Raw genomic sequence first — 25,805 nt, forward strand, 5'->3', positions numbered from 1 at the left:
GGATCAGCTCGCGGAGGCGATGAAGGTCTGCGCGCGCCGGAACAGCCCCAGCGTGATGGCGTGCAGCAGGTCGCCGGTCTCCTTGGGCGCCTTGCCCGCGAACGCGCGGGCGTGCGTGCCCTCCAGCACGATGCCGAGCTTGAAGCAGGCCAGCACCGCGTACCAGGTGATGGCCGACAGGTCGCGGCCCGCCGTCGCCTCCGAACGCTCGCCATAGGCCGTCACCAGTTCGGCGGCCGTGGGCAGGGCGCCGGACGCGCCGAGCGGGCCCGCCAGCGACGTGCTCTCGTCGTCCTTGTCGGGCCAGGTGGCCAGCAGCCAGCCGAGGTCCAGCAGCGGGTCGCCGATCGTGCACATCTCCCAGTCGACGATCGCCGCCACCTCGGGCCCGTCCGGGGCGTACATCAGGTTGGCCAGGTGGTAGTCGCCGTGCATGATGCCCGGCCGCCACGTCGTGGGACGGTTGTCGTCCAGCCAGCCGGGGACCTTGTCCAGGCCGGGGATGTCGGGACCGGGGTAGCCGTCCAGGGCGTTGTAGGACTCCAGCTCCGACATCCAGCGGCCGACCTGGCGTTCCAGGAACCCCTCGGGCTTGCCGAAGTCGCCGAGGCCGACGGCGGTGTGGTCGACGGCGCCGAGCGAGGACAGCGCCCGCGCCGCGTTCAGGCCCATCTCGCGCTGGATCGCCGGGCTGGACAGGTGCGGTTCGGGCAGCGCGACCGAGGCGTTGAAGCCGTCGACCGGCGTCATCAGGTAGAAGACCGCGCCGTTCATCACGCTCTCGTCGGGGGACGCGGCGAGGATGCGCGGGGCGGGCACATCGGTGCCGTCCAGCGCGGTCAGCACGCGGGCCTCGCGGCGGAGCACGTCGTTGGTACGGGCCCTCAGGTGGCGCGGGCCGCGCCGCAGCACGTACGTCCGGCCGCCCCGGGTGAAGCGGATCAAGGTGTTCTGGGTGCCGCCGGCGAGCGGCGCCACGTCCTCGAACGGCCCGTCCGGCAGCCCCTGAGCGTCCATCCAGCCGGCCAGGACGGTGAAGTCCACCAGTGCCGGGTCGATCCCCTCGGGCTGCTCCACGGTCGTTCCTCTCCGGCGGCACGCGAACGGCACGCGATCCTTACCGGAGAGTAACAGGCGGTCAGCGCGAGAACGCCAGGGCGGTCCCGGCGGCGATCGCGACGGTCAGGACCACCACCACGAGCGGAGCCGCGAGCCCGGTCCGCCGCCGATGCGGGGCCTTCGCCGTCACATGCCGAGGCCGGTGATGCGCTGGCGAGGGCGTCGCACGCGGCTTCGGCTTGGGCTGAGGTTTCGGCTTCGGTTGTGGCTTCGGCTTCGCCTGTACGGGCGGTGCCGGTGCCGGTGCCGGTGCGGGTGCCGGGGCGGCCGAGGGGTTATTGGCCGGAGGCGGCGGCGGAGGAGGTGGAGGAGGTGGAGGAGGCGGAGGTGGTGGCGGCGAGTGGGGTGCGGTCGGCGTCGGGTGGGGCGGCTTGGGAGTCGGCCGGGGCACCTTGTGGCAGCCGCAGCCGGGCCCGATTCGTACGCACACGCCGCCGTCGACGTGCACGCTGACGGTGTGGTCGACGCAGACCGAGACGTCGTCGTCGCCCGGGTCGGGATCGGCCAGCGCGACGGGCGCGGAGGCGCCGCCGAGCGCGACGACGATGAGCGCGGCCGGTACGGCCAGGACGCGGCGCCGCACGGTCAGGCGCTCCCCGAGATGCGCTGGAGCTCGGTCAGCACGGCGTTGAACGCGTCGGGCCTCACCGCCAGCGCGCCGGCGAAGGCGTGCGAGATGTCGAAGCACAGCCAGGTGCCGATCCCGAGCAGCGCGGCCATCAGCACCATCGGGATGAGGCTCATGCCGCGCGGCCGGGCGCCGGACAGGAACGGGAACAGCAGCACGATCAGGCCGGTCGCGACGGTGACGACGAGCAGCCCGGCGGGCGGCGTGGCCTTGGCGTCCATCGCGCGCTGGCGCCGCGCCGCCGAGATCTCGGCGAGGTGGTCCAGCACGGAGGTACGGATCTCCTCCTGGTCGTCGCCCTTCAGCCGCAGCCCGGCGACCTCGCGGCGGAGCCGTTCGAGACGGGCCCAGCCGTCCCCGGTCATCTGCCCGTCGGCCATCCGGTCCCACTCGGGACCGCGCACCTGCTCGACGTAGCCGCGCAGCTCGGCGACGACCCGCTGGCCGTCGGGCGCGGGCAGCCGGGACGCGGCCCAGGCGCCCTCCACCACGGCCTCGCTCTCGGTGTAGGTGTTGACCCGGGCCGCGTCGGTGTTGGTCCAGGGCACCACGATCGCGATGGCGAACGCCAGCAGGAACAGCGCCGACAGCATCGCGCCGGTGTAGCCGTTGGTCGGGCCGTCGGGCGCGTCGTCGTCGCTGGCCTTGTTCACCCTTCTCACCAGGCGGCCGGCGATGAGCACCAGGAGTACGGCGCATGCCGCCGCGAGCACGTAGACGGTCATGGGTAATTACTTACCGTAGTTTTGCCATCACGGTAAGAGAACCGTCAGTATGATGCACTTGCATTAGGAACTCAGATGGGCGGATTATCGCCGCATGGCATGGGACTTTGAGACCGACCCCGAGTACCAGAAGCTGCTCGACTGGGCCGACGCGTTCGTCCGCGACGAGGTCGAGCCCCTCGATCTGGTGCTCGGCGACCCCTACGACAAGGAAGACCCGCGCTACAAGGAGATCGTCCGGCCGCTCCAGCAGCGGGTGAAGGAGCAGGGCCTGTGGGCCTGCCACCTGGGCCCCGAGCTTGGCGGCAAGGGCTTCGGGCAGGTCAAGCTGGCCCTTCTGAACGAGATCCTGGGCCGTTCTCGCTGGGCCCCCTCGGTGTTCGGCTGCCAGGCCCCCGACTCCGGCAACGCCGAGATCCTCGCCCACTTCGGCACCGACGAGCAGAAGGAGCGCTACCTGCGCCCGCTGCTGGACGGCGAGATCTCCTCCTCGTACTCCATGACCGAGCCGCACGGCGGCGCCGACCCGACGCTGTTCACCACGCGGGCCGTGCGCGACGGCGACGAGTGGGTCATCAACGGCGAGAAGTGGTTCTCCTCCAACGCCCGGCACGCCACGTTCATCATCGTGATGGCCGTGACCGACACCGAGGTGAGCGCTTACGAGGGCATGTCGATGTTCATCGTGCCCGCCGGGACGCCGGGCCTGGAGATCGTGCGCAACGTGGGCGTCGGCGGCGAACGCGAGGGCTCGCACGGCTACCTGCGCTACGAGAACGTCCGGGTGCCCGCGGGCAACCTGCTCGGCGCCGAGGGCGGCGCGTTCGTCATCGCGCAGACCCGGCTCGGCGGCGGCCGCATCCACCACGCCATGCGCACGATCGCCCAGGTGCGCAAGGCGTTCGACATGATGTGCGAGCGAGCGGTATCGCGCGAGACCCGGTTCGGCGCGCTGGCCAAGATGCAGATGACCCGCGAGAAGATCGCCGACAGCTGGATCGAGATGGAGCAGTTCCGGCTGCTGGTGCTGCGCACCGCCTGGCTGATCGACAAGCACGGCGACTACAAGGTGGTCCGTAAGGACATCGCCGCGGTGAAGGCCGCCATGCCCAAGGTCTTCCACGACGTCGTCCAGCGGGCCATGCACCTGCACGGCGCGCTCGGCGTCTCCAACGAGATGCCGTTCGCCGGGATGCTGCTCGGCGCCGAGGCGCTCGGCATCGCCGACGGGCCCACCGAGGTCCACAAGATCACCGTGGCGCGGCAGATCCTGCGAGACTACGAGCCCGTGAAGGGCCTGTGGCCGACCGGCCATCTACCCACCCGGCGCGAGGCGGCGCGCGAGCGCTACGCCGAGGCCCTCGAACACGCCCTAGGGAACGAGTGAGCGACAGCACCAAGGACGGGCTCGGCACCAAGGACAGGCTCGTCGAGGCCGCGCGCAGGCTCTACGCCGAGCGCGGCCTCGACGCGGTCAGCCTCCGGGAGATCAACCAGGCGGCCGGGGCGCGCAACGCCACCGCCGTCCAGTACCACTTCGCGGGCCGCTCGGGGCTGATCAAGGAGATCTTCGCGCGGCACATGGTCGAGATCGACGCGCGGCGGCACGCGCTGCTGGACGCCTGCGAGGCGGCCGAGGGCGGCGTCCGCGACCTCGCCGGGGCGCTGATCCGGCCGCTGGCCGCGCAGCTCGCCGACCCCGGCGGGCGGGAGTTCCTCCAGGTCTGGGCCGAGGTGCTCAACCGGCCAGATCCGGTCGTCCCCGAGACCGTGCTGGACGACCCGGCCGACAGCCTGTGCCGCTGGCGGGCCGCCGTCGAGCCCCTGCTGGAGGCGGACGCGGCCCGGCTGCACCGCCGCTTCACCGCGATCCTGTACGCCTCGATCGAGCTGGCCCGCCGGGCCCGTTCCGGCCCCCACACCGACGACCGGCTCTTCACCAGCTACCTGATCGACATCGTCGCCTCGATCCTGGCCGCCCCGGTCTCCGGCGAGACGCGCCGCCTGGCCGCCGAACGCGATGCCGCGAGGTCACATTCGTCCAAGACCCCCTGATCAGGCCTGGGGGAGCATGAGTGCATGACTGATTCGACTTCTGCCTCGACGAGGCGCACGTTCTATCCGCTGGTCAACTACGCCGACCCGGCCAAGGCCATCGAATGGCTGGAGAAGGCGTTCGGCTTCGAGGCGCACGACGTCTACAAGGGCGACGACGGGCAGATCGTCCACGCCCAGGTGCGCTACGACACCGGCGTCTTCATGATCTCGCAGGCTCCGGCCGGGGGAGCGGGCATCTACGTGGCGGTCGACGACCCCGATGCCCACCACGACCGGGCCAAGGCCGCGGGGGCCGAGATCACGATGGACCTGACCGACCAGCCCTACGGGAGCCGCGAGTACGGGGCCAAGGACCTCGAGGGCAACGCGTGGTATTTCGGTACGTATCGGCCCTGACCCGGTGTTACGGTGCGAGGGCCGGCCGCGGGACTCCGGTGCGACTTCCGGAAACCGCCTATTAAGCGATCATTCGCAGCTCGTGCCTCCTAGCCCCGGCCGGCACCTCCGATTTCCCGTGCCGAACGTGGAAGGCCATGACCGAGACGCTCGCGGACCTCATCGCATGCGAGGACGTGCTGATGTTCGTGAACGCCGCGATCACGTCCACGGGGCAGCGGGAGTTCCACCACGACCAGGGGCAGCAGCGGCTCTCGCTGTCCTTCCTGCACGCGTACATGCTGGAGAACTACCGCGAGTTGTACGCGGCGACGCTCGCGCTGGACATCAACGACCACAACGCCGCCCTCATCGCGCGGAACCTGCTGGTGTCCAAGATCGACGGCGCGGAGGGCCGGCTGATCGCGCGGCGCCTGGAGGCGCTCCCGCCGCAGCGCGTCTACCGGCTCTTCCGCGACCTGCGCGCCGCGGGCGTCAACAACCGGCGCACCCGTGCCATCATGCGCGACTGGTTGGCCGCGCGGCCCGACCTTGCGTTCGACGCGGTCAAGTACCGCGGCGCGGTCAAGGACGTGGTGCGGCACGCCCACCTGACCCTGGACGACGAGACGCGCGCCTTCCTCTTCTACCCGCACGGGCCCAAGGCCTTCCAGACGCCCATCTTCGAGACGTGGCGGCGCGCCCACTACGAGCACCGGGCCCTGTACGACCTGCCGTACACCGTCGCCGAGGGCTTCGCCGACAAGCACGGCATCCCGCGCAAGGTCTTCCTGGAGCGCATCGAGCCGCGGATGACCCGGCTCGAACGCCTGCGGATGCAGGAGAACGCGCGTGAACGCAAGGTCGGCGCCATCGCCGCCGACCTGAGCTCGATGCCGCTCACCCGCCTGGCGACCTACGTGCTCTCGCTGCCGCTGGACGACCGTGCGCGCCGCCGTGAGGAGCTGACCGCCGCCCTGCGCGCCGCCGCGCGCCGTACCGCCGGAAGGCTCGCCGGAACGTGGGGACGGGTCGCGGCCGTCCTGGACGACAGCTTCTCCGCCACCGGTTCTCCGCAGAAGCGCCGCCGCCCGCTCGCGGTCGCGCTGGCGGGCCATTTCCTGCTGGAGGCGCTCGCCGCCGACTACACGCCGCTGTGGACCTCCGGCCGCAGCGACGCGCTGCTGCTCTACCCCTACGGGCCGACGCCGCTCGGCGAACGCGTGCTGGACGCGCTCGACGGCTCACCGGACCGCCTGATCATCGTGTCGGACGGCTGGGACAACGCCCCGCCGGGCCTGGCCGGAGAGGTGCTGCGCGTCTGGCGGACCCGCCTGGACCCGCGCGGCCGGGTCGCGATCACGCACCTGAACCCGGTCTACGACGCCGCCGACTTCGACGTCCGGCGGCTGTCGCCGGCCGTGCCGACGGCGGGCATCCGCGACGCCGAGGACCTGCCGTCGCTGGTCGAGCTGGCGCGCTTCGCCGAGGGGCGCGCCGGGCTGGCCGAGCTGCGGGCGCACCTGGACGACCAGGTCGCACGGTTCCTGGAGGCGGACGCCCGATGACGCGGTTCAGCCTGGAGGGACTGCAGACCCGGCCGTCCCAGACGTGGGGCGGGATCCGCCTGGTGCCGCTCGTGCGCGACGAGCCGATCGCCGAGTTGCGGCTGAACCGGCGCGTGTACGGAGACGACCCGACGGTCGTCGACGTCGGCGACGGCACCTACTACACCTCCTATGTGCCGCACGCCTTCGTCGCCACCTGGATGGGCGAGGAGGACGACGCGTCCGCCGCGTACGGCACCCGCCTGCTGGAACGCGAGGAACGCGGGCTGCTGCCGGCGTGCATGCCGATCAGGATGCCGCGCCGGATGGCCCGCCGGGTCAGCAAGAACCGGCTGCGGTTCCTGCCGCTGCACCTGGCGGTCGAGGGCTACCTCGCACTGCACTTCGGCGGGCCGGAGATCGCCTGGGAGGAGTGGTCGCGGCGGGCGATCTCCTCGGGCATGTCGCCCCGCGTCGAGGAGGCGTACTCGGGCGCGCACGTGCGCGACCTGGACGACGCGCTGCGGATCTTCGAGATCCATCCTGGCCAGTGCGGCGTCCTGATCTACGTGGCCGACTCGCTGGCCTCGGCGTTCGTGGTGCCGCACCCCGACGACTACCGGGCGCTGCACGCCACGCTCATCGAGGACCTGTACGGCGAGCTCATCTACCAGTACGGGCTGCTCCGCCCGCACGTGCCCTCGTTCGGCGGCCGCGTCGACGACGCCGCAGTGCGCTCGCTGGCGGATCTGCGCAAGCAGGCCGACCGGCTGCAGCGCGAGTGGGCGGGCTTCCACGACGAGGTCATGGCGGCGCGGCTCTTCGACGACGAAGGCTCGACCCACCTCGTCCAGTACCTCAACGAGTGCGAGCTCTACCGCTTCCTGCCCTCGTTCCGCCTCGGCCAGGAGAACCACATCGGCGAGGCCATCACCGTGGGCCGCGACGAGGACGCCCGGCTGGCCTACCTCAAGACCTTCCGCTTGTCGGAGACCCAGGTCCGGCGCGGCTACCTTCTCTCGCGCTTGGCCGCACATGACTGGCACCTCGGGCGCACCGCCGAGGCGCTCGGCCAGGACGAGAGTGCGCTCGGCCTGCGCCTGGAACGCGCTGGCTTCGGCTACCTGCTCCGCCAGGACGTGCTCGACCACTACCGCGCCCAGGCCCGCCGCTGACCTCCAACCCCTGTTAGCAACCTGAGTTGACAACGCTCTTGGTGTCAACCTAGGTTGCTTATATGTCGGGTGTCGAGATTCCCACGCCGCAGGACCCCGCCGACGGGCTCGCGGCCGTCGTGGCGCTGCGGCGCCTCGCCGACCGCCTCGAGGACGCCGCGGTCGAGCAGGCCATGCGCGGCGACTGGACCTGGTCCGAGGTCGCCGAGGCGCTCGGCATCACGCGCCAGGCGGTCCACAAGAAGCACGCCAGACGGCTCATCGCCGCGGGCGTCGATCTCCCGAGGAGGCGCTGATGGCGAGTGAATTCGCCTTGTACCTACAGGCGGTCACGGAGCAGGCCGCGGTCGAGGCCCAGCAGACCGGGTCGGCGACCATCGAGGCCGAGCACCTGCTGCTGGCGATCGCCACCGCGGAACAGGACGAGGTGCAGGGCCTGCTCGGCTCGGTGGGGCTCGACCGCCAGGGGTTCCGCGACGCGCTGGAAGGCGAGTTCCGGCAGAGCCTCGGCGCCGCCGGGATCTCGTTCCCAGAGGACGGCCTGCCCGGGCCGAGCCCGTCGCCCGGCAAACCGTCACGGCTGGGCACCTCCGCCAAGCTCGTGATCGAACGGGGCATGATCGCGGCCGGCACCAAGAAGAAGCTGCGGCCCGAGCACCTGCTGCTCGGCGTGCTGGAGCTCAACGTCGGCACCGTGCCACGCGCGCTCGACGTGGCGGGCGTCGACCGGGCCGAGTTCAAGGCGCGCGTACGGGAGTCGCTGAGCGATGAGTGACACCGCCCTTGAGGCCGACGGCCTGCGGATGAGCTACGGCGCCACCGAGGTGCTGCGCGAGGTGACCTTCCAGGCTCGCCGCGGCGAGGTGCTCACGCTGCTCGGCCCGAACGGCGCGGGCAAGACCACCACGATCGAGATCCTCGAAGGCTTCCGGACACGTTCGGGAGGGCGGGTGCAGGTCCTCGGCGCCGACCCGGCGCGCGGCGACGAGCGCTGGCGGGCACGGCTCGGCATCGTTCTGCAGTCCTGGCGCGACCACGCCAAGTGGCGCGTGCGCGAACTGCTCGCGCATCAGGGCTCCTATTACGAACGGCCGTGGGACATCGACGAGCTGATGGCGGCGGTCGGCCTCACCGAGCACGCCGGCAAGCAGGTCCGGAGGCTGTCGGGCGGGCAGCGGCGGCGGCTGGACGTGGCGATCGGCATCGTCGGCCGCCCCGAGCTGCTGTTCCTGGACGAGCCCACCGCGGGCTTCGACCCGCAGGCCCGCCGCGACTTCCACGACCTCGTGCTCGCCTTGGCCGCGGCGGGCGACACGACGATCCTGCTCACCACGCACGACCTGGCCGAGGCCGAGAAGCTCGCCGACCGCATCCTCATCCTGGACGGCGGCGCGATCGTCGCCGACGGCACCGCCGAGGAGCTCGCGCGGCGGTTCGTGGGGGAGGACGAGGTGCGCTGGACCCTCGACGGGCAGCGGCACGTGAAGTCGGTGCAGGACGGGACCCGGTTCGTGTTCGACCTGTTCACCCGGCACGGCGGGGCCGTCTCCGGCCTGGAGGTGCGCTCCTCGTCGCTGGAGGACACCTACCTGTCCTTGGTGCGACGAGCGGAATCCGAGAGGGAAGGGGCGTCTCGATGACGGCGTTGCGCGCGGGGATCGCCCGCGGACTGATCGAGCTTCGCCAGGCGTTCAGCGGCGGCGAACTGGTCGCGCAGATCCTGTGGCCCGCGCTGACGCTCGTGGCGATCTTCTTCCTGCGCGACCACCGGTTCCGGGACAGCGGGATCAAGCTCGGCTCGCTCATCCTGCCGAGCGTCCTCGGGATGTTCATCGCGCTCGGCATGCTGCTGGTGATCCAGTACCTCACCGCCGAACGCGAGGACGGCACCCTCCTGCGCGCCAAGGCCACCCCGCACGGCATCCACGCCTACTTCATCGGCAAGCTCGTCACCACCTCCGGCGCCGTCCTGGCCTACCTGGCGATCCTGCTCGTCCCCGGCGCGTTCATCGTGGACGGGCTGGAGCTGGGCGCGGCCCGGTCCTGGCTGACGCTCGCCTGGGTGCTGGCGCTCGGGCTGGTGGCGACGCAGTCGATCGGCGCGGTGCTCGGCTCGCTGATCTCCAGCCCGCGTGGCGCGGGCCTGATGTCGCTGCCCGTGCTCGCGCTGGTCTCGATCTCCGGGATCTTCTACCCGATCACCGCGATGCCCGGCTGGCTGCAGGCGGTCGCCCAGGTCTTCCCGGTCTACTGGCTCGGGCTCGGCATGCGTTCGGCGCTGCTGCCGGACGCCATGGCGGGCGTCGAGCTCGGCCACTCCTGGCGGCACCTGGAGACGTTCGGCGTGCTCGGGGCGTGGGCCATCGTCGGCCTGGCCCTCGCCCCGATCGTGCTGAGCCGGATGGCGCGCCGCGAGTCCGGCTCGCGCCTGGCCGCCTACCGCGAGCGGGCTCTGCGACGAGTCGGCTGAGCCCGCCCCGGGAGGATCGCCGCTAGCGGAGCCCGGCGAACAGATCGCTCTCGATGTCGTCCGGCACCGGCACGGTGCTGAAGCGGCGGACGAACGACTCGGTGCCATAGATCAGCTGCTGGATCTCCTCCGGCAGCCGCAGCAGGAAGATGTTCTCGCCCTGGCTGGCGTGCGCCTCCAGCGCCTTGCGCTTCTGCACCACGTACGCCGACACGTCGATGGCGCTGGTGATCAGCTCGTCCGGGGTGCCGAACGACTCGTCGGGCTCGAAGCCGGGGTCGATGCCGAGCGTCTTGACGTGCTCGAACATCTGCTCCACCCCCGAGCGCGGCACGGCGGTCTCGTAGAACTTGCGCGGGATCCCGGTCCGCTCGGACGCGGCGACGGCGATCCGGTGCGCCTGGATGTGGTCGGGGTGGCCGTAGCCGCCGTTGTCGTCGTAGGTGACCACGATGTCGGGCCGGTAGCGCTCCATCAGCGCCGCCAGCTTGGCGGTCGAGGTCTCCAGCGGGACGTTGGCGAACGCCTCGGGGTGGGCGTTGGTGCTCCAGCCCTCCATGCCCGAGTCGCGGTAGCCGAGCAGCTCCAGGTCGGAGATGCCGAGCAGGCCGACCGACTCGCGCAGCTCGGCCAGGCGCCGCCGCGCGACCGCCTCGCCGTCGTGCCCCTCGTCCTCGGGCTTGCGGCCGGCGTCGTCGTCACCGCCCTCGCCGTTGGTGCAGGTGACCAGAACGGTGCGGACGCCCTCCTGCGCGGAGCGCGCGAGCAGGCCGCCGGTGCTGAGAACCTCGTCGTCCGGGTGGGCGTGGACCGCCATCAGGGTGAGTTGGTGCTCCATGGGTCGGCGACTCCTCGGGAAACGATCTGACGGACCCGATCCACTCTACGTTCGGCCTCGGACAATCAACTCCGTGATCTTGCCTGGGACGTGGCCTCGCTGAGCGACAGGTCCGCAAGCCGCACCGGATGGGCGGGCGCGTCGAAGGGGAACAGCGACCGCGCCTCCAGCCCGTCCACCACCAGGAGCTCGCCCGGAGCCAGCAGCCGCCAGTCCGGGTCGTGGTTCATCGGCTCGCTGGCGATCACGTACGCGGGGGTGGTGTGGTCTTGGTCACCCTGCCCCTGGCCTGGTCCCTCACCGTTGGCCGTCGCGACGTCCAGGCTGCCGAGCTCGTGGTCGGAGGCCAGATGATGCACCCCGCCGAAGCCGCCGAGCTCGGGCGCCAGCACCCACAGCTCGTTCGGGTCGGGGTAGCGCAGCGCCCACAGCCGGTGCGGCTCGGCGAGCAGGATGTTGAGCGCGTACACGGGCAGCTCGGCGGCGATCCGCCGGACCGCCGAGATCAGCCCGGCCGTGGTGTCGCCGTGCCGCCGTATCTCCGCGATCACGTACGCGAAGACCAGCTCGGAGTCCGTCTGGCCCTCCATCAGCGCGCGGTCCACGTCGGTCAGCCAGGAGTCGAGCACGTCCAGCCCCTGCACCACCCCGTTGTGCGCGAACAGCCGGTCGTTCATGTCGAGGGGGTGGCAGTTGTGGACGTCGACCGCGCCCGTCGAGGCGTAGCGCACGTGCGAGACGAAGGTGTGCGAGACGACGTTGCGCGCCTCGGAAGCGAAGTCGGAGTTCTCGTACGCCGCCACCGGCGCCCGGTCGCGCACCGGCTCGTCACCGAGCGAGAACCAGCCGAGGCCCGTCCCGTCGGGCATTCGGCGGCTCTGCGCGTTCAGGCTCTGCGGAGCGTCCAGGAGCCAGAACGTGGCGCGCACGCGCGGGCCGCCGGTGGTCATACCGAAGAGTCGGCACATCCCCTCACGATGGCCCACGTTCGGGGGCCTCGCCAGGCCCTCGGAAGGTTCCATGCGCGCGGGTCGATGCCGTACGGTCACCGGTATGGGGACGCCGCTGGTACTGCTCGACGTCGACGGTGTGCTGAATCCTTTCGAGCGCCCCCATCGCGGGTTCCGCCGGTTTCGGTGCGCGCCGAACGGCGTGATGTTCAAGCTCTGGCTCTACTCCGCGCACGGCGAGTGGCTGCTCGATCTCGTCGATTCCACGGGCTCGGAGCTGGCCTGGGCCTCCTACTGGTGCGACCGCGCGAACCAGTGGATCGGTCCGCAGGTCGGCCTGCCCGAGCTGCCGTACGTGCCCATCCCGCAGTTCCCCGGCGTGGAGGAGGGCAACACACTGGGGGCGTGGAAGGCGCGGCACGTGGCCACCTGGGTCGAGGGACGGCCGTTCGTCTGGTTCGAGGACGAGCCCGACGTCACCGAGTGCATCGCGGCCGAGGACGGCGTCGGCGACCACCTGCTCGTCAGGATCGACCCGATGGTCGGGCTCACCGAGGAGCACATCCGGCTGGCCGCCGACTGGCTGAAGGCTCTCTAGATCTCGTTCCCCGCGCGGAGCCACGCCACGTAGTCGGCGACCCCGCGTTCGATCTCGTAGGCCGGCTCGAAGCCGGTGTCCTCGCGCAGGCGGGTCGTGTCGAGGTAGAGGTCCTCGGGCGGCCCGGACGGGTCGCGTCCTTCGGGGAGTGAGATCCCGGCGCCGGGGATCGCCGCGTTGATCGCGGCTGCCACCTCCTCGTTCTTGGTCGCACGTCCCGAGGAGACGTTGTAGACGCGGTGGCCGAGCTTGCCGGCGGTCTGCAGGAGCACGATCGCCTGCGCGCAGTCCTTCACGTAACAGAGGTCGGCGGCGTCGTCTGCGTAGGGGAGCGCGAAGCCGGGGGTCTCGCCGCGCACGGCCGCGTGCACGAGCTGCGGGAGCGTCAGGAAACGCGACTCGGCGCGCCCGAGCGGACCCCAGAGCCCGCCGATGCGCAGGCACGCGACCTCGAACCCCGCGTGATCGGCCGCCAGCGACGCGTACAGCTCGGCGCCCCGCTTGGACGCCTGGATCGCGTGCACGGCCAGCGTCGGCAGCGCCATGTCCTCGCGGAACGGCGTTCCCTCCACGCCCGCGTAGACGCCGATCGTGCTGGCGATGCTCACGCGCGGCACCGACCACGCCTCGGCCGCCTCCAGAACGTTCAGCAACGCCGTCGTGTTGGCCCGCACCGCCGCGATCGGGGAAGAACCGATCCCGGCGGCGGCCAGATGCACGATGCCGGTGATGCGGTGACGCCGCCCCAGCTCCAGGACCGCCGCGCCGTCGGTGAGGTCGACCTGCTCGACGAACGCGCCGGAGCCGTCGAGGAAGCCGGGGACCCGCGCCGTGCGGTGGCGGGTGAGGACGCAGCCCTCGCCGAGGTCGAGGAACGCGCGTGCGGTGTGGGTGCCGAGGAAACCCAGCCCGCCGGTGATGAGGATCATCCGATCCGCCCTTCCGAATGTCGCTAGCACGCTAATGATTAGCATGCTACTAAACTCCTCGCATGGGCGACATCCTCAGACTGCTCACCAGGGCGCAGAAGCTCGTGCGGACCGCCGTCGACGAGGCGATGACCGCGCACGGCGTGCGGATCGGCCAGAACCTGCTGCTGGAAGTGCTGTGGGCGCAGGACGGCCTGACGCCGGGGGAGCTGTCGGCGCGGCTCGGCGTGAGCACGCCGACGGTCGTCAACACCGCGACCCGGATGGAGTCGGCGGGCCTGCTGGTGCGGCGCCGCGACGAGAGCGACGCGCGGCTCGTCCGGCTCTACCTGACCGAGCACGGCCGGGCCGTCGAGGAGCCGATCCAGGGCGCGCGCGGGCGGCTTGAGGCGTACGCGACGGCGACCCTCACGGCCGAGGAGCGCCGCGTTCTGGAGACCGCCCTCACGAAGATCATCGAGCGGATGACCGACGGCCCCGATCCCGGCCCCGGTCCCGTCCTCGACGAGGCGGGCGGGCCGGGGCCGCGAGCGGACGGCTAGCGCAGGGCTAGCGGCAGGCGTTGAGCAGGCGGGTGAGCGCCTTCTTCTCCGCGGTGTCGATCGTGAGGCGGTAGCGGTACTTCACGTCCACCCACGAACGCACGTACACGCAGCGGAACGAGGCGCGCGGCGGCAGCCACTTCGCCGGGTCCTTGTCGCCCTTGGCCTGGTTGACGTTGTCGGTCACGGCCCACAGCTGCGAGCTGGCGCGGTCGTTGGCGAACCCCTGGCGCTGCCTGGTGGTCCAGCCGCGCGCGCCCGAACGCCACGCCTCGGCGAGCGGGACCATGTGGTCGATGTCCACGTCGGAGGGCTTGCGCCAGGTGGCGCCGTCGTACGGGCTGTACCAGGTGCCCGAGTACGGCGCGCAGTTGGCGTGCGCCTTGACGTTCTTGCCGTCGCGCTTCAGCACCAGCTCACGGGTGTTGCACGCACCCGCGACGTCGATCCAGTGCGGGAACTTGGCGCGGCTGTAGCCGGACAGCGAGCCCTCCTTGGCGACGCGCAGCGCCTTGAGGTGCTTGATGGAGACGGCCTTGCCGGGAGGGGCGGGGGGCGCCGCCTGCGCCGCGGGAGCGGCGAGGAAGGTGGCCGTGAGGCCTGCGGCGAGGGCGGTGACGGTGATCCCCGTGCGCTTCACGGGAGCTCCTTAAGGGCTCGGGATCATGAGCCGCCCCAGTCTCTTTTGAGGTGATAAAGGAGAGATGTCCTTTCGGTAAAGGTCAAGATCAGCTTCGGCGGCCGCCTGGGCCTGCCGCATCCGCCGGTCACAAACGTCCAATACCGGGCCGGAGGTGGGCTCCTAGCGTCGGAGGCACGACGAGAGGAGCCGGAAATGGCGAGATCACGGCTGGTGGACCTGGCCTTCGGATACATGCCGGCGCAGATCGTGTTCGCGGCGGCCGAGCTCGGCATCGCGGACGCGCTCACGAACGGGCCGCGGTCCAGCGAGGAACTGGCCAAGGAGACCGGGACGCACGCGCCTTCACTGCATCGCATGCTGCGCGCACTGACCTGCTTCGGAATGCTGGAGCAGCGCGAGCCCGACCTCTTCGCGCTGACCGAGGACGGTGAACGCCTCAAGGACGGCGGCCCCACCTCGCAGCGGCAGCTGGTGAGGCTGTTCTGCAGCCCGTCGGTGTGGGAGTCCTGGGGCGACCTCACCGAGACGATCCGCACGGGGGAGTCCGCCTGGGACCGGATCATCGGCAAGAGCCCGTTCGAGCACATGGCCGAGAACCCGGACGAGGCGGTCACGTTCAACGCGGCGATGTCGGACCACACGCGCGAGATCGCGCCCGCGTTCACGCAGGCCTACGACTTCGCCCGCTTCGGGGTGATCGCCGACCTCGGCGGTGGTGACGGCACGCTGCTCGCCGCCCTGCTGAAGGCCGCGCCCGCACAGCGGGGCGTGCTGTTCGACCTCGACAAGGGGCTCGCGGAGTCGGCGGGCATCCTGGAGGCGGCCGGGGTCGCGGATCGATGCGACGTCGTCGCGGGCGACTTCTTCGAGTCCGTGCCGGGCGGGATCGACGCCTACGTTCTGAAGAGCGTGATCCACGACTGGGACGACGAGAAGTCCCTGGCCATCCTGCGGAGCGTGCGCAAGGCGGCCGGGCCCGACTCCAGGCTGCTGCTCCTGGAGACCCTCGTGCCGGAGATGGTCACGCCCGCGACCCCCGGCCCGGTGATGAGCGACATGAACATGCTCGTCTGCACCGGCGGCCGCGAACGTACGGCCAAGGAGTTCCGGGAGATGCTGGCCGCCGCCGGATTCACCCTCACCGGCATCACCGAGGCGCCGCCCACCAACTACAGCGTCGTCGAGGCCGCGCCTGCGCCGTAGGGGCCGGCCAGGCGGCTTGTGTCAGGGGCCACTTACTGTGGAGCGGCGTCTTCGTGCAGGATGGAGGCGCCGTTCCACCTCTGACATAGGAGATTCCATGAGCTCACTTGCCGGTCGCGTGGCCCTGGTCACCGGGGGCAGCCGCGGCATCGGCCGCGCGGTGGCGCTCGGCCTGGCCGAGGACGGAGCCTCCGTGGCCATCGCCTACCGGCGGGACGAGGAGTCGGCGAACAAGACCGTCGCCGACCTGGAGGAACGGGGCGTCACGGCGCGCGCCTACCGGGCCTCGGTGGACTCCCTGGAGGACTGCCGGGCGCTGCCCGCCAGGCTGGAGGAGGACTTCGGCCGCCTGGACGTCCTCGTGCACAGCGCGGGCATCGCCAGCCGCGGCCAGAGCGTCGCCGACACCGACCCGGCCGAGCTCGCCCGCGTCCTCGGCGTGCACGCGCACGGCCCGCACCACCTCAGCCAGGCGCTGCTGCCGCTCATCCGGCGGGCCGGACGCGGCGACATCGTCTTCGTCTCCAGCATGATCACCGGGGTGTTCCCGCCGTTCAGCGCCCCGTACGCGATGGGCAAGGCGGCCATGGAGGCGCTCGCGCACACCCTCGCCAAGGAGGAGCGCGGCCACGGGATCCACGTCAACATCGTCGCGCCCGGCCTGGTCGACACCGAGATGGGGCAGCGGCTGGTCAAGGCGACGATGGGCGTGGACGACATCCGCCGGCAGGACGCCGCCTCGCCGTTCGGGCACGTCTGCTCGCCCGAGGAGGTCGCGGATGTGATCCGCTTCCTGGTCTCCGACGGCGCGTCCTACGTCACCGACCAGCGCATCGTGGTCGACGGCGGCTCGTTCTAGCGGCTGATAAGGCCTTAGCGCCTTCCACGGCCGCTAGCGGCGGGTCCAGTCGGGCTGCTGGAAGTCGGCCACCCGCTCGTCCCGCCCGAGCAGCACCACCTCGCGGAACTGCCACAGCATCGCCCCGGTCGGCGCGTGCACCCGCCAGCCGGGCCCCAGGTGCATCTGCAGGAGGCGGCCGCCGCCCGGGGCGTCCACCCAGCGAGGCGTCTCGTCGGCGGCCAGCCTTCCCAGCGTGACCACATGGGCCGACGAGACCTCCGCGTTCGGCCGCAGCGGCCCGGGGTCGGTCAGCGCCACGACGATCGGCGAGATCGCGAACCCGGACGAGGCCGGGAAGTCGTCGAGCCTGCCGAGGACGTCGGCGGGGCCCGCGACCAGCCCGAGCTCCTCCTCCAGCTCGCGCAGCGCCGCCTGCTCGGGGCTCTCGCCTTCCTCCAGCCGCCCGCCCGGCAGCCCCCATTGGCCCGCGTTCCGGCCGCGCGCGGCCCGCTTGATGACGATCACCGACGGAACGCCCTCGTCCTTGACCACGCAGATCACGACGCCCGCACGGCGCAGGCCGGGGGAGTCGGGGACGGTGGTGTGCCGGAACTCGCGCAGCCGCTGCCTGGCGGTCTCGATGAAGTCCGGGAGCTTGCGCAGGTGATCCGTCAGGGGCGCGTCCATGGGCGCATCCTCTCAGCCGCGTGGCGCGTTTCTTCAAGACCGGCGATCTCCGCCGTGCCTAGCGTGGGAGAATATTCGAACGGATGATCGAGGAGAAAGCCATGGAACTGCGGAACCTGATGATCCCGGCCGCCGAGGCCGCCGTCCGGATCGTGCGGGCGGTGCCGGCGGACGCCCTGGACGGGCCGACGCCCTGCCCCGACTGGGACGCGCGCGGCCTGGCCAACCACCTGGTCTTCTGGACGGGCCGGGGCGAGTACGCGGCGCACAAGCAGCAGCCGCCCGCCGAGCCCACCGAGGAGCACGACTTCACCGCCGACGGCGACTGGCGCGAGCTGTTCGCCGCGCAGGCGCTCAAGACCGCCGAGGCGTGGGCGTCCAGTCCCGAGGCCTGGGAGGGGAACACCAGCCTCAGCGGCACGGGACCCGGCATGCCAGCGGCCGTCATCGGCGGGATGGTCTTCGGTGAGTGGATCATGCACGGCTGGGACCTGGCCGCCGCCACCGGTCAGCGGCCCGAGTTCGCACCCGAACTGATCCAGGCCGCCTACGAGGGCGCGGCGTCGATCGCCGACATGGCCCGCCAGTACGGGGCGTTCGGTGAAGAGGTGCCCGTGCCCGAGTCGGCGCCGCAGCTGGACCGCTTGCTCGGCCTGGCAGGCCGCGACCCGCAGTGGACCCCATAAGGAGGCAGGCGCGGGCGCGCCGCGCGAGGTGGTCGCGGGCGCGCCGCGCGGGATATCCGTGCGCGAGCTGGGCCCGGAGCGCTCTACGCTTGGTGCCATGGCTTCCGCATCTTCGATCCGTGTACGTTTCGCGCCTTCGCCCACCGGCATGTTCCACGTGGGCGGCGCCCGGTCGGCGCTGTTCAACTGGGCGATGGCCAAGCAGTCGGGCGGCACGCTCGTGCTGCGGATCGAGGACACCGACGCCTCGCGCAACAGCCCCGAATGGACCGAGGGCATCATCCGGGCCCTCGCCTGGCTCGGCATGGACGGCGGGGAGTACGAGGGCCCCTACTTCCAGTCGGCCAACGCCGACAAGCACCAAACGGCCGTCCGCACGCTGATCGACGCGGGCCTGGCGTACTACTGCGACTGCAAGCGCGAGGACGTCATCGCCCGCACCGGCGACCAGCACAAGGGCTACGACGGCTTCTGCCGTGACCGCGGCCTAGGGCCGGGCGAGGGCCGCGCGCTGCGCTTCCGCACGCCCGACGAGGGCCAGACCGTGGTGGTCGACCTGCTGCGCGGCAAGCCGGTGTTCGAGAACGCGGTGCTGGAGGACTTCGTCATCGCCCGCGCCGACGGCTCGGTGACGTTCCTGCTCGCGAACGCGGTCGACGACATGAGCCAAGGCATCACCCACGTCGTGCGCGGCGAGGAGCACCTGTCCAACGCGCCCAAACAGCAGCTGCTGTGGGAGGCGCTCGGCGGGACGCCGCCGGTCTGGGCGCACGTCCCGGTCATCGTGAACGAGAAGCGCCAGAAGCTCTCCAAGCGCCGCGACAAGGTGGCGCTGGAGGACTACCGGGCCGAGGGCTACCTCGCCGAGGCCATGCGCAACTACCTGATGCTGCTCGGCTGGGCGCCCTCGAACGACCGCGAGATCGTTCCCTGGGACGTCATGGTGGACGAGTTCCGGATCGAGGACGTCAACACCTCGCCCGCGTTCTTCGACGTCAAGAAGCTGCGCGCGATCAACGGCGACTATATCCGTGCCCTGCCCATCGAGCGCTTCGTCGCCGAGTGCCAGCCCTTCCTCGAAGAGGCCCCGTTCTCCTACGACCCCACCACGTTCGACCAGCTGGCGCCGCTGGCCCAGACCCGCCTGGCGCTCCTGTCGGAGATCGTGGAGATGGTCGACTTCGCCTTCCTGGACGAGCCGCCGTTCGACGAGCAGTCCTGGAACAAGGGGATGAAGGAGCCCGCCGCCGAGATCCTGGCCGCCGCCGAGGAGGCTTACCGGGACGCGCCGTGGGAGACCGAGGAGCTGAAGACCCGCCTGGAGGCGATCGGCACCGCCCACGGCCTGAAGCTCGGCAAGACCCAGGCCCCGGTCCGCGTCGCCGTGACCGGCCGCACGGTCGGCCTGCCGCTCTTCGAGTCGCTGGAGATCCTCGGCCGCGAGCGCACCCTCGCGCGCATTGCCGCCGCCCGGGCCAAGCTCACCGCCTGAACGTGATCGCCCCGGGGTAGTGGCCGGACGCGCACACGAAGCGCAGCCGGCCCGGCCCCGGGGTGCCCAGGTCGATCCGCGTCGTCCCCTTGGACGGCAGCACCACGTCCAGCCCCTTGGACGGAATCGTGAACGCCCGCGTGTGCCCGGTCGTCCCCTCGGTATGCATCTCCAGGACCGTTCGTACGCCCGCCCGCGCGTCCAGCAGCGCCGGCCGGTAACCCTGGTCGAGCGCCCACACGCTGACGACCTGCGTGCCCGCCTCCGTCCGTACGAACCGCCCCGAGTCGGCCGCCGCCCGCCCGCCGCCCTCAGGCAGCCACCCGCCCAGCCGCAGCCCCGACATGAGCGTCCAAGCGGCCAGCGCCAGCAACCCCACCCCGAGCAACGCCGACAACCGCCCCCGCAACAGCGCCATCGTCCGCCCGATCGTCACCCCCACCAGCCCGAACACCGGCACCGTCCCCAGCACGAACCCGGCCATCACCGCAGCGCCGCCCCAGGCCGACCGCGACGTCACCGCCGCCAGCTCAGCCGTCAACGTCAACCCGCACGGCACCAGCAAGGTCGCTACGCCCAGCACAACCGGCCGCCCGCTCCGCCCGTCCGCCGCCACACCTGTGGCCGTCGACGGCAGATTGGAAACGTTTCCAACGGCCGCGTCGGCAGGTGTGCCGACGGCTGTCTCCGCAGCCGAGCCGAGCGGGGCGCAGGCGGGAGAACGGCGGGCCGAGCGTTTGGAAACGTTTCCAATCCCTGGTGGATGGCAGCCGGTTGCGGCCTCATGACGATCGCCTGTGCGGCGGCGGAGGAGGCGGCGGGCCGGGGGGAAGCCTAGGAGGTCGAGCGCGAAGAGGGTGAGGAGCAGGGCGGCCGTGGCCAGGAAGGCGCCCCGGGTGCGGGGGCCTGGCTGGATGGTGGAGCCTGCGAGGCCCAGGGCGGCGCCCAGGGCCGTGTGGGAGATCAGCTTGGCGGTGAGGAAGGCGGTGACGGGGCGGGTGGGGCGGGGAGCGTCCCGAACGGCGCCCGTGAGGAGGCCGAGCTGCACGGCGGCGCACGTGGTGGCGCCCGCGAGCAGGCCCGTACCGGCGCCGGCCAGAAAGAGCGCGGCGGTGTCCATGCGGCTCCACCTCCGCAGCGGAACCGTCCCCGGAGGCGGGTGGGGTCAAGCTCTACGGCAGGGGAGGCGAGGGTGTCCTGGGAGATGCCCTCAACGTGCGGGAGCGGATATGGACGGTCAGGAGGCTTCGCCTTCGAGGCTGCTCAAGGCGGCGCGCAGGTCGGCGATGCGGCGGTCGAGCTCTTCGAACTCCGGGCGCAGGGCGGGCGGGATCCGCTTGCCCACGGCCTCGGACTGCTCCTCCAACGCGGCCAGCGCGGAGTCGGTGGCCGAGCCCGTGCTGGACCCGGTCGGGCGCGACTGCAGCAGGGCCGCCTGCTCGCGCAGGAGAGCGGCCTGCTCGCGAAGGAGGGTCGTCTGGTCGCGCAGCTGCTTGTTCTTGTTGTGAAGCTCGACGAAGACCGACACCTTGGCGCGCAGCACCCAGGGGTCGAACGGCTTGGAGATGAAGTCCACCGCGCCGGCGGCGTAACCGCGGAAGGCGTAGTCCGGGTCGCTGTTCACCGCCGTCAGGAAGATGATCGGCAGGTCGCGGGTCTTCTTGCGGCGCTTGATGTCGCGCGCGGTCTCGAAGCCGTCCATCCCGGGCATGACGACGTCCAGCAGGATGACCGCGTACTCGTCGGTGAGGAGCGCCTTCAGCGCCTCCTCACCGGATCGTGCCCGGACCAGGTCCTGATCGAGGGAACTGAGGATCGCCTCGAGCGCGATGAGGTTCTCCTCGCGGTCGTCCACGAGCAGGATCTTCGCCTTGTCGTCCACGCGTGCTCTCTCTCCGTTCCGGTTCGGCGCGGTGGGCGCGGGCCCGGTCACCCGCCTCTTCCTAGCGGACGGTCGAGGGCTGCAGCCAGTTCCTCATCACGTCGAGGAGATGATCCACGTCAACCGGCTTGGGGACATAGTCCGACGCACCGGAGGCAAGGCTCTTCTCCCGATCCCCCTTCATCACCTTGGCGGTGATCACGATGATCGGCAACTCGGCGAACTGGGGCATCTCCCTGATCGCGGCCGTGGTGGCGTAGCCGTCCAGGCCCGGCATCATCACGTCCATCAGGACGAGCGCGACGTCAGGGTTGCGGTGCAGGACGTCGATGCCCGCCTGGCCGTCCTCGGCGTACAGCACCTCCATGCCGTAGCCCTCCAGCACGCTCGTGAGCGCGAAGACGTTCCGCACGTCGTCGTCCACGATCAGCACCTTGCGGCCCGACAGCACGGTGTCGAGGAAGTCGGCGGGCGGCTCGTCCAGCAGCCCGGTGAGCGCCGGCTCGGCGTCGGCCGACCCGCCACCGCTGCCGTCCTCGATCGCCAGTACGGGCTCGGTGCCCGCGGCGTTCACCGCGGCGACCGCGCCGACCCCGCCCGCGGTGAGCGAGGTGGTGACGGTGGAAGTCGGCACCGGCTCGTCCAGTGGCAGCCCGGCCCGGCGCCGCCCGTCGGCCTCGACGTACTGCGCGGGCAGGTAGAGGGTGAACACGCTGCCGCGGCCGAGCTCGCTGGCCGCGTGGATCTCGCCGCCGAGCAGCCGCGCGATGTTGCGGCTGATCGACAGGCCGAGGCCGGTGCCGCCGTAGCGGCGGCTGGTCGTGCCGTCGGCCTGCTGGAACGCCTCGAAGATGACCTGCAGCTTGTCCTCGCTGACCCCGATGCCGGTGTCGATCACGCGGAACGCCAGCACGTCGGGGGTGTTCCAGAGCGCGGGCAGGGTGAAGTCGATGTCGCCCGCGCGCTCGATGCGCAGCCGCACCTCGCCCTTGGAGGTGAACTTCACCGCGTTGGACAGCAGGTTGCGCAACACCTGCTGGAGCCGCTGCTCGTCGGTGCGCAGCGTCGCGGTGACCTCGGGCGCGACCTCGACGTCGAAGTGCAGTCCCTTGTCGACCGCCAGCGGCCGGAACGTCGCCTCGACGTAGTCGACCAGGCTGCTCACCGGGAGCCGCTGCGGGTGCAGGTCCATCTTGCCCGCTTCGACCTTGGACAGGTCCAGGATGTCGTTGATCAGCTCCAGCAGGTCGGTGCCCGACTCGTGGATCGTCCGGGCGAACTCGACCTGCTTGTCGGTGAGGTTGCCGCCGGGGTTCTCCGACAGCAGCTTGGCCAGGACGAGCAGGCTGTTCAGCGGCGTGCGCAGCTCGTGCGACATGTTGGCCAGGAACTCGGACTTGTAGCGCGAGGACAGCGCCAGCTGCTCGGCGCGCTCCTCCAGCGTCCGCCGCGCCTGCTCGATCTGGAAGTTCTGGATCTCGATCGCGCGGTTCTGCTGGGCCAGCAGAGCCGCCTTCTCCTCCAGCTCGGTATTGGAGTGGCGCAGCTCGCCCTGCTGGCGCTGCAGCTCGTCGGAACGCTCCTGCAGCTCCTGCGCCAGGCGCTGGGACTCCGACAGCAGCGCCTCGGTACGGGTGTTGGCGCTGATCGCGTTCAGCGTGACGCCGATCGTCTCGATCAGCTGGTTGAAGAACGCCAGGTGGACGTCGCTGAACCGGCCGAACGAGGCCAGCTCGATCGCGCCCAGCACGGTGTCCTCGAACAGGATCGGCAGCACGATGATGTTCACCGGCACCGCGTCGCCCAGCCCGGACCCGATCTTGATGTAGCCGGTCGGGGCGTCGGCGATGAGGATCGTCCGGCGTTCCATCGCGGCCTGGCCGACCAGGCCCTCGCCGAGGGTGAAGCGGACGCGCCCGTTGCGCGACTTCTTCACGCCGTAGCCCGCGATGAGCACCAGCTCGGTGTCGTCGGCGGCCTGCTCGGCCAGGTAGAACGCGCCGTACTGCGCGCTCGCGGTCGGGGTGAGCTCGCTCATGATGAGCTCGGCGACCTGCATCAGGTCGCGGTGGCCCTGCATCAGGCCGCCGATCCGCGCCAGGTTGGTCTTCAGCCAGTCCTGTTCCTCGTTGGCGCGGGTGGTCTCGCGGAGTGTCGCGACCATCAGGTTGACGTTGTCCTTGAGCTCGGCGACCTCGCCGCGGGCATCGACCGCGACGTTGCTGGTCAGGTCGCCGCGGGCGACCGCGCTGGCCACCTCGCCGATCGCGCGCACCTGGGTGGTGAGGTTGGAGGCGAGCTCGTTCACGCTCTCGGTCAGGCGCTTCCAGGTGCCCGAGACGCCCTCGACCTCGGCCTGGCCGCCCAGGCGGCCCTCGCTGCCGACCTCGCGGGCCACTCGGGTGACCTCGGAGGCGAACGAGGACAGCGTGTCGACCATCGTGTTGAGGGTGGTCTTCAGCTGCAGGATCTCGCCCTGGGCGTCGACGTCGATGCGCCGGGTCAGGTCGCCGTGCGCGACCGCCGTCGCCACCTGGGCGATGTTCCGCACCTGGTAGGTCAGGTTGGAGGCCATCCCGTTGACGTTGTCGGTCAGGTCCTTCCACATGCCGCCCGCGCCGGGCACGATCGCCTGGCCGCCGAGGCGGCCCTCGGTGCCGACCTCGCGGGCCACTCGGGTCACTTCGTCGGCGAACGCCGACAGGGTGTCCACCATCGTGTTGATGGTGTCCTTCAGCTGCAGGATCTCACCCTGAGCGTCAACGGTGATCTTCTTACCCAGGTCGCCCTCGGCGACCGCGGTGGTCACCTGGGCGATGTTGCGGACCTGGTTGGTCAGGTTGTTGGCCATCGAGTTCACGTTGTCGGTGAGGTCCTTCCAGACCCCGCTGACGCCGTGGACCTTGCCCTGGCCACCGAGACGGCCCTCGGTGCCGACCTCGCGGGCGACTCGGGTGACCTCGTTGGCGAACGCCGACAGGGTGTCCACCATCGTGTTGACGGTGTCCTTCAGCTCCAGGATCTCGCCCTGCGCGTCGACCGTGATCTTCTTGGTCAGGTCGCCCTTCGCCACCGACGTGGTGACCTGCGCGATGTTGCGGACCTGGTAGGTCAGGTTGGACGCCATGCCGTTGACGTTGTTGGTCAGGTCCTTCCAGACCCCGCTCACGCCCGGCACCCGTGCCTGGCCGCCCAGGCGGCCCTCGGTGCCGACCTCGCGGGCGACTCGGGTGACCTCGTCGGCGAAGGCGGAGAGCGTGTCGACCATCGTGTTGATGGTGTCCTTCAGCTGCTGGATCTCGCCCTGCGCGTCAACGGTGATCTTCTTGCCCAGGTCACCCTCGGCGACCGCCGTCGTGACCTGAGCGATGTTGCGGACCTGATAGGTCAGGTTGTTGGCCATCGCGTTGACGTTGTCGGTGAGGTCCTTCCAGACCCCGCTCACGCCCCGCACGTTGGCCTGGCCGCCCAGCTGCCCCTCGGTGCCCACCTCGCGGGCCACTCGGGTGACCTCGTCGGCGAACGCAGACAGCTGGTCGACCATGGTGTTCACGGTCATCTTGAGCTCTTGCAGCTCACCGGACGCCTCGACGGTGACCTTGCGGGTCAGGTCGCCCGAGGCGACCGCCGTGGTCACCTCGGCGATGTCGCGGACCTGCGAGGTGAGGCGGCCCGCCATCGCGTTGACCGCCGCCGTGACGTCGCGCCAGCGCCCGGACATGCCGCGCACCGGCGCCTGGCCGCCCAGGCGGCCCTCGGTGCCGACCTCGCGGGCGAACTGGGTGACCTCCCAGGTGAACTGGTCGAGCAGCTCGACCATGCCGTTCACCGACTTGGCCATCCGCAGCAGCTCGCCGCGCATCGGCTTGCCGTGCACCCGCAGCTCCATGCGCTGGCTGAGGTCGCCGGCCGCGGCTGCGGACACGACCTGGTACATCCCGATGGCGAGATCGGTCAGCTTGTCGAAGATCGCATTGGCGTCCTCGATGCCGGACGCCCAGGACCCCTTCATCGGGCCGGTCGGCACCCGCTCGGCCAGATGCCCCTCCCGGCCGATCTCACGGCGCACCTTGCTCAGCCCGGAGGCCAGGTGCGCCCCGTTCCCCTGAATCTCGGTCAGCAGCGCCGCGGCCTCCGCCACGGCTCCGTCCCCCGGTATGTCCAGCTCGGTTTCGAGTCTGCCGTCCCGCACCGCCGCCAGCGCCTTGAGAAGAGGCGCGAGATCGGCGTCGCTGTAGCGGGGCGTGGTGTCGGCCGTAGACCGGCCCTCGCGGCGAGGGCGCGACTCGGTACGGGGCATGCTGTTCATCCTCCTGGCCCGCGACGTCGGTTCCCGGGGACCACGGACACCTCCTCAGGGCCGCATCACCAGTACTCTACGTCGCCGTGGGCCTGAGAACCCTGCCCTAACCGGGCG

The 25,805-nt window shown here is 71.1% G+C and carries 26 protein-coding genes; 15 read left to right on the forward strand and 11 right to left on the reverse strand.

The genetic code is table 11. The features are described from left to right. Window positions 1-3: 3 nt before the first annotated feature. The 3 genes from J4573_RS48680 to J4573_RS48690 form a co-directional block, all read right to left on the reverse strand. The gene (locus tag J4573_RS48680; RefSeq protein WP_307797510.1) at window positions 4-1,077 is read right to left on the reverse strand and encodes a phosphotransferase family protein; all 1,074 of its coding nucleotides are present in this window, start codon (window positions 1,075-1,077) and stop codon (window positions 4-6) included. Between the two features lie 61 nt (window positions 1,078-1,138). Next, window positions 1,139-1,702 (reverse strand): hypothetical protein, encoded by a 564-nt coding sequence (locus tag J4573_RS48685; RefSeq protein WP_208263267.1) that lies wholly within the window; start codon window positions 1,700-1,702, stop codon window positions 1,139-1,141. A 2-nt stretch (window positions 1,703-1,704) separates the two neighbouring features. Beyond that, a complete protein-coding gene (locus tag J4573_RS48690) occupies window positions 1,705-2,472 on the reverse strand; it encodes a bestrophin-like domain (protein WP_208263268.1) in 768 nt (255 codons plus the stop codon). Between the two features lie 94 nt (window positions 2,473-2,566). On the opposite strand from J4573_RS48690, the gene J4573_RS48695 reads away from it, so the two are divergent. From J4573_RS48695 to J4573_RS48735, 9 genes are all read left to right on the forward strand, one after another. Further along, window positions 2,567-3,859: an acyl-CoA dehydrogenase family protein gene (locus J4573_RS48695; RefSeq protein WP_208263269.1), complete on the forward strand. Its 1,293-nt coding sequence runs from the start codon at window positions 2,567-2,569 to the stop codon at window positions 3,857-3,859. Continuing rightward, window positions 3,856-4,527: a TetR/AcrR family transcriptional regulator gene (locus J4573_RS48700; RefSeq protein ID WP_208263270.1), complete on the forward strand. Its 672-nt coding sequence runs from the start codon at window positions 3,856-3,858 to the stop codon at window positions 4,525-4,527. The genes J4573_RS48695 and J4573_RS48700 overlap by 4 nt, the downstream gene beginning before the upstream one ends. 24 nt (window positions 4,528-4,551) lie before the next feature. Then, window positions 4,552-4,926: a VOC family protein gene (locus J4573_RS48705; RefSeq protein WP_208263271.1), complete on the forward strand. Its 375-nt coding sequence runs from the start codon at window positions 4,552-4,554 to the stop codon at window positions 4,924-4,926. A gap of 137 nt (window positions 4,927-5,063) precedes the next feature. Beyond that, window positions 5,064-6,473: a hypothetical protein gene (locus tag J4573_RS48710; protein ID WP_208263272.1), complete on the forward strand. Its 1,410-nt coding sequence runs from the start codon at window positions 5,064-5,066 to the stop codon at window positions 6,471-6,473. Continuing rightward, on the forward strand, window positions 6,470-7,627 hold the full coding sequence (locus J4573_RS48715) for an ARPP-2 domain-containing protein (RefSeq protein ID WP_208263273.1): 1,158 nt from the start codon (window positions 6,470-6,472) through the stop codon (window positions 7,625-7,627). Before J4573_RS48710 ends, J4573_RS48715 begins: the two co-directional genes overlap by 4 nt. Window positions 7,628-7,689: 62 nt before the next feature. Continuing rightward, window positions 7,690-7,923 (forward strand): RNA polymerase subunit sigma-70, encoded by a 234-nt coding sequence (locus J4573_RS48720; RefSeq protein WP_208263274.1) that lies wholly within the window; start codon window positions 7,690-7,692, stop codon window positions 7,921-7,923. Beyond that, complete coding sequence (locus tag J4573_RS48725; protein WP_208263275.1) at window positions 7,923-8,402, forward strand: Clp protease N-terminal domain-containing protein; 480 nt, start codon at window positions 7,923-7,925, stop codon at window positions 8,400-8,402. Before J4573_RS48720 ends, J4573_RS48725 begins: the two co-directional genes overlap by 1 nt. Next, window positions 8,395-9,267, forward strand: a complete 873-nt coding sequence (locus J4573_RS48730) for an ABC transporter ATP-binding protein (RefSeq protein WP_208263276.1) — start codon at window positions 8,395-8,397, stop codon at window positions 9,265-9,267. Before J4573_RS48725 ends, J4573_RS48730 begins: the two co-directional genes overlap by 8 nt. Then, entirely contained in the window at window positions 9,264-10,097 is an 834-nt protein-coding gene (locus J4573_RS48735) for an ABC transporter permease (protein ID WP_208263277.1), read from the forward strand. Before J4573_RS48730 ends, J4573_RS48735 begins: the two co-directional genes overlap by 4 nt. A gap of 22 nt (window positions 10,098-10,119) precedes the next feature. On the opposite strand, the gene J4573_RS48740 is transcribed toward J4573_RS48735, so the two are convergent. Both J4573_RS48740 and J4573_RS48745 read right to left on the reverse strand, forming a co-directional pair. Continuing rightward, window positions 10,120-10,935, reverse strand: a complete 816-nt coding sequence (locus tag J4573_RS48740; RefSeq protein WP_208263278.1) for a PIG-L family deacetylase — start codon at window positions 10,933-10,935, stop codon at window positions 10,120-10,122. A gap of 65 nt (window positions 10,936-11,000) precedes the next feature. Continuing rightward, on the reverse strand, window positions 11,001-11,903 hold the full coding sequence (locus J4573_RS48745) for a class II glutamine amidotransferase (protein ID WP_208263279.1): 903 nt from the start codon (window positions 11,901-11,903) through the stop codon (window positions 11,001-11,003). A gap of 85 nt (window positions 11,904-11,988) precedes the next feature. On the opposite strand from J4573_RS48745, the gene J4573_RS48750 reads away from it, so the two are divergent. Beyond that, the gene (locus J4573_RS48750) at window positions 11,989-12,483 is read left to right on the forward strand and encodes an HAD domain-containing protein (RefSeq protein WP_208263280.1); all 495 of its coding nucleotides are present in this window, start codon (window positions 11,989-11,991) and stop codon (window positions 12,481-12,483) included. Here the strand turns inward: J4573_RS48750 and J4573_RS48755 are convergent. After that, window positions 12,480-13,412 carry an NAD-dependent epimerase/dehydratase family protein gene (locus J4573_RS48755; RefSeq protein WP_208263281.1) on the reverse strand — a complete coding sequence of 311 codons (933 nt, stop codon included), beginning with the start codon at window positions 13,410-13,412 and terminating at the stop codon, window positions 12,480-12,482. The two genes, J4573_RS48750 and J4573_RS48755, sit on opposite strands and share 4 nt — an antisense overlap. A gap of 62 nt (window positions 13,413-13,474) precedes the next feature. Here J4573_RS48755 and J4573_RS48760 point away from each other — a divergent pair, with 62 nt between their 5' ends. Further along, a complete protein-coding gene (locus J4573_RS48760) occupies window positions 13,475-13,954 on the forward strand; it encodes a MarR family winged helix-turn-helix transcriptional regulator (protein WP_208263282.1) in 480 nt (159 codons plus the stop codon). 7 nt (window positions 13,955-13,961) lie between these two features. Here J4573_RS48760 and J4573_RS56495 read toward each other — a convergent pair whose 3' ends face one another. Continuing rightward, window positions 13,962-14,594, reverse strand: a complete 633-nt coding sequence (locus tag J4573_RS56495) for an HNH endonuclease family protein (protein ID WP_208263283.1) — start codon at window positions 14,592-14,594, stop codon at window positions 13,962-13,964. A 195-nt stretch (window positions 14,595-14,789) separates the two neighbouring features. On the opposite strand from J4573_RS56495, the gene J4573_RS48770 reads away from it, so the two are divergent. Then, a complete protein-coding gene (locus tag J4573_RS48770; RefSeq protein WP_208263284.1) occupies window positions 14,790-15,800 on the forward strand; it encodes a methyltransferase in 1,011 nt (336 codons plus the stop codon). A gap of 97 nt (window positions 15,801-15,897) precedes the next feature. Further along, window positions 15,898-16,659 carry an SDR family NAD(P)-dependent oxidoreductase gene (locus tag J4573_RS48775; RefSeq protein WP_208263285.1) on the forward strand — a complete coding sequence of 254 codons (762 nt, stop codon included), beginning with the start codon at window positions 15,898-15,900 and terminating at the stop codon, window positions 16,657-16,659. Window positions 16,660-16,692: 33 nt separating this feature from the next. Here the strand turns inward: J4573_RS48775 and J4573_RS48780 are convergent, their stop codons facing one another. Continuing rightward, on the reverse strand, window positions 16,693-17,328 hold the full coding sequence (locus J4573_RS48780; RefSeq protein WP_208263286.1) for an NUDIX hydrolase: 636 nt from the start codon (window positions 17,326-17,328) through the stop codon (window positions 16,693-16,695). Window positions 17,329-17,429: 101 nt separating this feature from the next. Between J4573_RS48780 and J4573_RS48785 the strand changes: the two genes are divergently transcribed. Both J4573_RS48785 and gltX read left to right on the forward strand, forming a co-directional pair. Beyond that, on the forward strand, window positions 17,430-18,014 hold the full coding sequence (locus J4573_RS48785; RefSeq protein ID WP_208263287.1) for a TIGR03086 family metal-binding protein: 585 nt from the start codon (window positions 17,430-17,432) through the stop codon (window positions 18,012-18,014). Between the two features lie 97 nt (window positions 18,015-18,111). Continuing rightward, window positions 18,112-19,506 (forward strand): glutamate--tRNA ligase, encoded by a 1,395-nt coding sequence (gene gltX, locus J4573_RS48790; protein WP_208263288.1) that lies wholly within the window; start codon window positions 18,112-18,114, stop codon window positions 19,504-19,506. Here gltX and J4573_RS48795 read toward each other — a convergent pair. The 3 genes from J4573_RS48795 to J4573_RS48805 all read right to left on the reverse strand — a co-directional run bounded on the left by J4573_RS48795 (window position 19,496) and on the right by J4573_RS48805 (window position 25,697). Then, complete coding sequence (locus J4573_RS48795; RefSeq protein WP_208263289.1) at window positions 19,496-20,626, reverse strand: urease accessory protein UreH domain-containing protein; 1,131 nt, start codon at window positions 20,624-20,626, stop codon at window positions 19,496-19,498. The genes gltX and J4573_RS48795 overlap by 11 nt on opposite strands. Before the next feature lie 117 nt (window positions 20,627-20,743). After that, on the reverse strand, window positions 20,744-21,388 hold the full coding sequence (locus J4573_RS48800) for a response regulator (protein ID WP_208263290.1): 645 nt from the start codon (window positions 21,386-21,388) through the stop codon (window positions 20,744-20,746). A gap of 61 nt (window positions 21,389-21,449) precedes the next feature. Then, window positions 21,450-25,697 (reverse strand): hybrid sensor histidine kinase/response regulator, encoded by a 4,248-nt coding sequence (locus J4573_RS48805; protein ID WP_372443043.1) that lies wholly within the window; start codon window positions 25,695-25,697, stop codon window positions 21,450-21,452. Window positions 25,698-25,805 lie beyond the last annotated feature (108 nt).

The organism is Actinomadura barringtoniae (assembly GCF_017573505.1).
In the GTDB taxonomy this organism is placed as follows: domain Bacteria; phylum Actinomycetota; class Actinomycetes; order Streptosporangiales; family Streptosporangiaceae; genus Spirillospora; species Spirillospora barringtoniae.